The organism is Pseudoalteromonas rubra (assembly GCF_005887115.1).
Classification (GTDB): domain Bacteria; phylum Pseudomonadota; class Gammaproteobacteria; order Enterobacterales; family Alteromonadaceae; genus Pseudoalteromonas; species Pseudoalteromonas rubra_F.
The window spans coordinates 1-5,641 of the sequence record NZ_PNCJ01000068.1; the positions used below are offsets into that span (position 1 = coordinate 1).

3 protein-coding genes are annotated in these 5,641 nt (G+C 45.9%); 2 read left to right on the top strand and 1 reads right to left on the bottom strand.

Annotation, left to right across the window (positions count from 1 at the left end; all coding sequences use genetic code 11):
- Positions 1 to 257: 257 nt before the first annotated feature.
- A complete protein-coding gene (locus tag CWB98_RS23070; protein WP_138546937.1) occupies positions 258 to 1,157 on the bottom strand; it encodes an EamA family transporter in 900 nt (299 codons plus the stop codon).
- A 491-nt stretch (positions 1,158 to 1,648) separates the two neighbouring features.
- On the opposite strand from CWB98_RS23070, the gene CWB98_RS23075 reads away from it, so the two are divergent.
- Positions 1,649 to 3,877 (top strand): TonB-dependent receptor, encoded by a 2,229-nt coding sequence (locus CWB98_RS23075; protein WP_138546938.1) that lies wholly within the window; start codon positions 1,649 to 1,651, stop codon positions 3,875 to 3,877.
- 174 nt (positions 3,878 to 4,051) lie between these two features.
- The gene (locus tag CWB98_RS23080) at positions 4,052 to 5,287 is read left to right on the top strand and encodes a hypothetical protein (protein ID WP_138546939.1); all 1,236 of its coding nucleotides are present in this window, start codon (positions 4,052 to 4,054) and stop codon (positions 5,285 to 5,287) included.
- The last annotated feature ends 354 nt before the right edge of the window (positions 5,288 to 5,641 follow it).

Here is a 5,641-nt window from a genome sequence, read left to right on the forward strand (position 1 = left end):
CTAAATAGCAAAATCTTTGCCTTGTTATCGACCCTATTTTCTCGCCTCAAAATAGAACACTTAATTAAGCAAATTGGTATTAACTGGATTTTAATTGTGTCGAATTTTTTCACATTGGGCAGGGATACTCAAGAGACTTAGACCAATTGTCTAGCGCTGATTACAACAAGGCGAACAAAATTCGCTCACCTTGTCATAATATTCGAATTGGCGCGGCAAATTGCTCAATTTAACCTCACCTTTGCCCGGTCTCAATGTCAGCTGGCTTTTCGCTGTAACCCCGTTCTGCCAGAGAAAAATAGACAAAACCGCTCGCCCAGAACCGAAAATGTCAGGCCACTTAGGATCACGGCACCGCCAATCACCTCAAACAGGCTTATCTGTTCATCCAGGATCAAACTGGCCCCTATCATACCCACCAAAGGGATCAACAAAGCAAACGGCGTCACTGCCGCAGCGCGATGTTTGCCCAGTAACCAGCCCCACAAAGCAAACGCCAGCAAGGTGGAAACGGGCCCTACATAGAGTAACGCAAGCCAGGTTTGCGCACTGGTATTTTGGATCAGGGCAACTGGTGCATTACTTTCAAGATTGAAAGACAAGACGAACAAAGGCAACGGTGCCACAGCACTGACCCAGACCATAAAATGCAGCAAGTTAACTTGCTTTAGCTGTTTCATAATGAGATTAGATACCGCCCAGCTCAAAGCCGCACACAGGATCAACGCCATGCCATACAAAGTGACACTGCCTGTCTCGCTCAAAAAGAACATACCAAACCCACAGCACGCAATGGCCGCACCGGCGACCTGAAAACGACTTGCCTGTTCTTTCAACACCAGTGCACTGAGCACAATCGTAAACACCACCTGAGCCTGCAGTAATAACGATGCAATGCCCGCTGAGGCATCTTTTTCCATTGCCATAAACAGCAGGCCAAACTTAATCACCCCAAGAAATAAGCCCACGCCCAGTACATGCCACACCGGCGTCTTGGGAAAGGGAATAAAAAATATGGCGGGCAGTGCCACAACTAAAAAGCGTAAGCCAGAGAATAAAATAGGCGGTAACTCTGCAAGGCCCAGTTTGATCACTGAAAAGTTAATCCCCCATACCGCCACGACCAGCAGTGCACACAGAGTGCTTTTTAAATCCATATGTCCTTCCTGACCTGACGACTTTTTCACCCTAATTCGGGTCCAATGCACAGCATCACGCTAACATAAACTTCACCGCAAGAGCAAAACGGCACGCGCCCTTTATTTTTCTTTTTGGAATAATCATTTTAATTACTGCCATTTTTTACTAAAAAGGTACATTCATGTAAATTTACCTGATTAGTAGACAAAGCAATGCAATAATTCGCCAAAATAAAAAAATTAAACCATTTTTCATTGCAAAATTATTTCATTCCATTGTAGAATGCACGCCCAACCGAATAGCAGCTTTTGCTGACCTTTCATTCTTAAAATTCTTGTTAATAAAATTCGTGCAGTCCCCATATGGTGATTGCTTTTTTGTGCGCGTCAATTTTATAAATGTCAAAAGTCAGCTCAGCGATAGCCATTCAACCAGGTTGGCGACTACCCTCGCAGAAACCACCACACACGAGATTTAAAATTAACCGTTTCTAACTTGAGGAACATACATGAGCACCACAGCACGCAATCTTACTCCGATCGCAACCGCCATGGCACTGGCAATGGCCGGCTTATCTTCAGCTCCAGTTTTGGCTGAAGAAGCACAAGCTGAGAAATCAAAAATCGAGGCCATCACGGTAACCGCGACCAAGCGTTCGCAGGTTATCTATGAAGTACCGATCGCTATGAGTGCATTCTCAGGAGATGATCTGGATGCACAAGGTATCTCTGACATCACTGATGTGGGCAAATTTGTTCCAAACCTGAATATTACCGGCTTCTCAGCAGGTCATAATTCATCTGCCAACCCGTTTATCCGCGGCATTGGTTTACAAGATCACCTGATCACCACAGATCCTGGCGTAAGCGTCTATGTTGACGGTGTTTACCTGGGTCGTCAGGTTGGCCAAAACTGGAACCTGGCTAACATCGAGCGTATTGAAGTACTGCGTGGTCCTCAGGGCACTCTGTATGGCCGCAACTCAATCGGTGGCGCAATTAACATCATCACTAAGCAACCAGATCAGGAAGCAGTGACTAAGGTTAGTGCTGAGACTGGCACACGTGGTCGTATCAAAGCGAGCATGTTTACTAACCAGGCCGTAACAGATGAACTGGCGTTTAACTTCAATATGGGCTTTAACCGCCGCGGTGGTTTAGGTAAATTCACCAACCTGCCAAATGCTGAATACGATGTGGGTGAAAACCAGGAGTTCCACGGCCGTGTATCTGTTAAATACACCCCTACAGATGACCTGCGCCTGGTACTGACGGCTGACGCCAATGATGGTGAAGGCGGAACTCGTCCGTTTACTGTGTTGATCGATGAACTAAAAGATGTAGAGGACTCTCTCTACCAGGCAGGCTTGCGCAATTCGATGGTTGCCGCAGACCCGTACGACAATGCGACCAGCAGTATCAATACAACAACCGTATCGAACAAAGCAAACGGTGTTTCCCTGACTGCAGAATATGATATCAATGCCGACTATGGTACTAAGTTTATATTCAGCAAACGCTCGTCAGAGTATAAAGCTGGTCTGGATGATGACGGCACTGCGATTGCTCACCTACACTTCCCAGAGCGAGGAGAAGCCGATCAAACATCTGTCGAGCTACAACTCACAGGCTACCTTGGCCGCTCGGATTTTGTTACCGGTGTGTACTGGTTTAACGAAGAAGGAAATAACCGCCAGAGCCCGGACGAGGCAAGCTTTAACGGAGGCCCTGCAATGTTGGCGCTTGATCAGGAAACGACCAGTCGAGCAGTATTTTTTAACCTGGGCTACGATCTGACTGATGACCTGCGCCTTTCAGGTGGTGTTCGTTATACAGAAGATGAAAAATCTGCGTCTGCAAAAGTACATACACTCGTAGATACTGTATATGCAGAGCGAGAGTGGGACGAAATTTCCTGGGAACTGGCTGCCAATTATACCTTTGAAAATGGCCTTAACTGGTACGGTACGGTACAAACTGGCTACCAGTCAGGGCAATACCCTGCCCGCCCATATTTTCTGATCACTCAGTTTTTCGAACTGGGCGGATTTGCAGACAATGCGACGGCAGCCAACGCGGCCATTCAGGCAGCAAATGGTTTTGTCGCCAGCGACAATATCAGTGCAATTAACTACGAAACCGGGTTTAAAGGTCAGCTGACAGATGACTTCAGCATGAGTGTGGCATTTTTCAACACGGAATACGATGACCTGCCTTACCAGGTTAACACGGTCACCTCATCCGGGTTTGCTACCAACAACCTGATTGTTGAACAAACCTCTCGCGGTATCGAATTTGAAAGCACCTACTATGTAACAGACAACTTTACCCTACATTCAAGCTTTGGCTTTATGGATGTAGATGTTGAAGAGCAAAATGGCATCAAACCAGTTGCACCTTTGACTCCAGAGTGGACTGCCTCAATCAGCCCGTCTTATGAGTTTGAGCTTGCCAACAATGCGACTGTGAATGCGCGCTTTGATATTTCATACCGCGATAGCATGTACGGCGAGCCAAGCTCTGACCCGGGCCGTATGACGCAAATTGACGACCGTACTACAGTGAACTTTGACGTATCTTATGCGCCAGCCAATGCCAACTGGGACATTTCATTGTATGGCCGTAATATCTTTGATGAACGTTACGATGATGCTCGCCTGAATACAGGTGCATACATCCTGGTTATCAAGAGCAATGATGCCAGCGAGTTTGGTGTTCGCTACCGCGCAACATTCTAATTAGTTATTATCTAACAGACTGTTAGCTTCATGCTGACAGTCTGCTTACCCTCGCTTGTACAGCTTTCCTGAAGCCCCTTCTCGTCGTTTACAATAGTTCACCTTGATAGTTGAAGCGCAAATAAGAAAAGATTAGAATCCGCGCCTTTCATATGGATACGGAATATATCAAACATGAGATTCTTACCTAATAAGAAGCTGTTCTTATGCGCAACAATGGCCTTGTCACTCACTGCATGTGGCGGAGGTTCAGACAGCAAGGACACAAATACTTCTTCAGTCGAAGACAACACAATTACCTATACTAAACTCCCCACTTTTATTAATGTTAAAGAAGGTCAAGAGGTCACGCTATCTCTTAACGCTTCTGGGGCGAGTGCAGGTAGCCTCAATTTTACCTGGACAGTTCGTGGCGTTGATGGCGACGTGGCATTTACAGGTCAAGGTAGTGATACAATTACATTTACTGCACCAGAAGTCAGTCAGCAGAGCTCTCTCAGCATCTCGGTTAAGCTTAACACCTCTAATGTGATAGGATTTGTGGACCAGCACAGCTCTGTGTCTGTCGCGGATACAGACTCAAGCACCGTTGCACCACAACCTGATACGGGTAGCGTAGTTGAAGAGCTTGATTTAAGTGTGCTTGTCTCTGGCAGTACCTGGATGGAGACAGCGCACCAGTATATGACAACACCGAGTACGGAAGGTGGCTATAATCATACTACTGTGAAGGTCTCGCGCCCTCTCGATATTGTTAGCTTCGACCAAAGTGAACATACCTTTACTGCTCAGGTGTGCGGAGATCAACAAAGTACCAATGTAAAAGTAGATGACTTTTTTGCTAATACCAGCTGTGCAGAGGGGACTGTGTCAACCGTTCTGACACAAACTGAGAACAGCTTTACCATCACCAAAATGTGTGGTGACGATGTTGCTGCTACCAGCACATTCAAACACGTCAGTGAGAGCGCACAAAAGAGCTTTGGTAAGTTGGCAGTTAACTTTGCAAACTACCCGCAGCTTGCTGAAACAAATCAACTTTGTGGAGTTATTGCCACATCTTATGTGGAAGCAAAGGACAGTAATAATGAGACATTAACCAGTGCCGACGCCACAGTCGTGCGTTTGATTAGCCAATACGAAGGCAGTCCGTTTGAGCTATCCTTCACATTTGGCGGTAAGCCAAGTGACTTACTTGCTAGCTTATCCAGTGTGGGAACTGGCAACTTTGCGCAGCTCGAAACATCGCTATATCCTGAGATAAGCCAGCGCAAGAGCGACTCAGGGATGCTTAATCTGGATTGGGACAATACAGACACACATATCAAAGCTGAGTTTAACTTTGACCTGCCGCTTAGCACGTTCAAAAATGAAAAGGTAACAGGTAATTTTGAGTTAAAACTCGACTGATATCAATTAACAGACCATCAGGCCATAGAAAAGGGCTGCGATTAAATCGTGGCCCTTTTTCTGCCTTCAAACCAGCACACTACATAGACTGACCGTCACACGCCCAGCGATTGGATTTGCAGTGATAGTCAGAGTAATACTCAACAAGTCATAACAACCGGCATGACTTATACCAATTTGCTTAATTAAGTGTTCGAGAAAATATCGTTGATAACACCGCTCACGCGCCCTGCTATCGCTGAGGCACCTATGTCCATACAGGCGAGGCAAAAATTTCGCTATTTAATTGTTATAAATGAGAATTTTAAACAACGTTAGCGGCATATTTGCTGCTTCAAATTGAACAGGTATTAA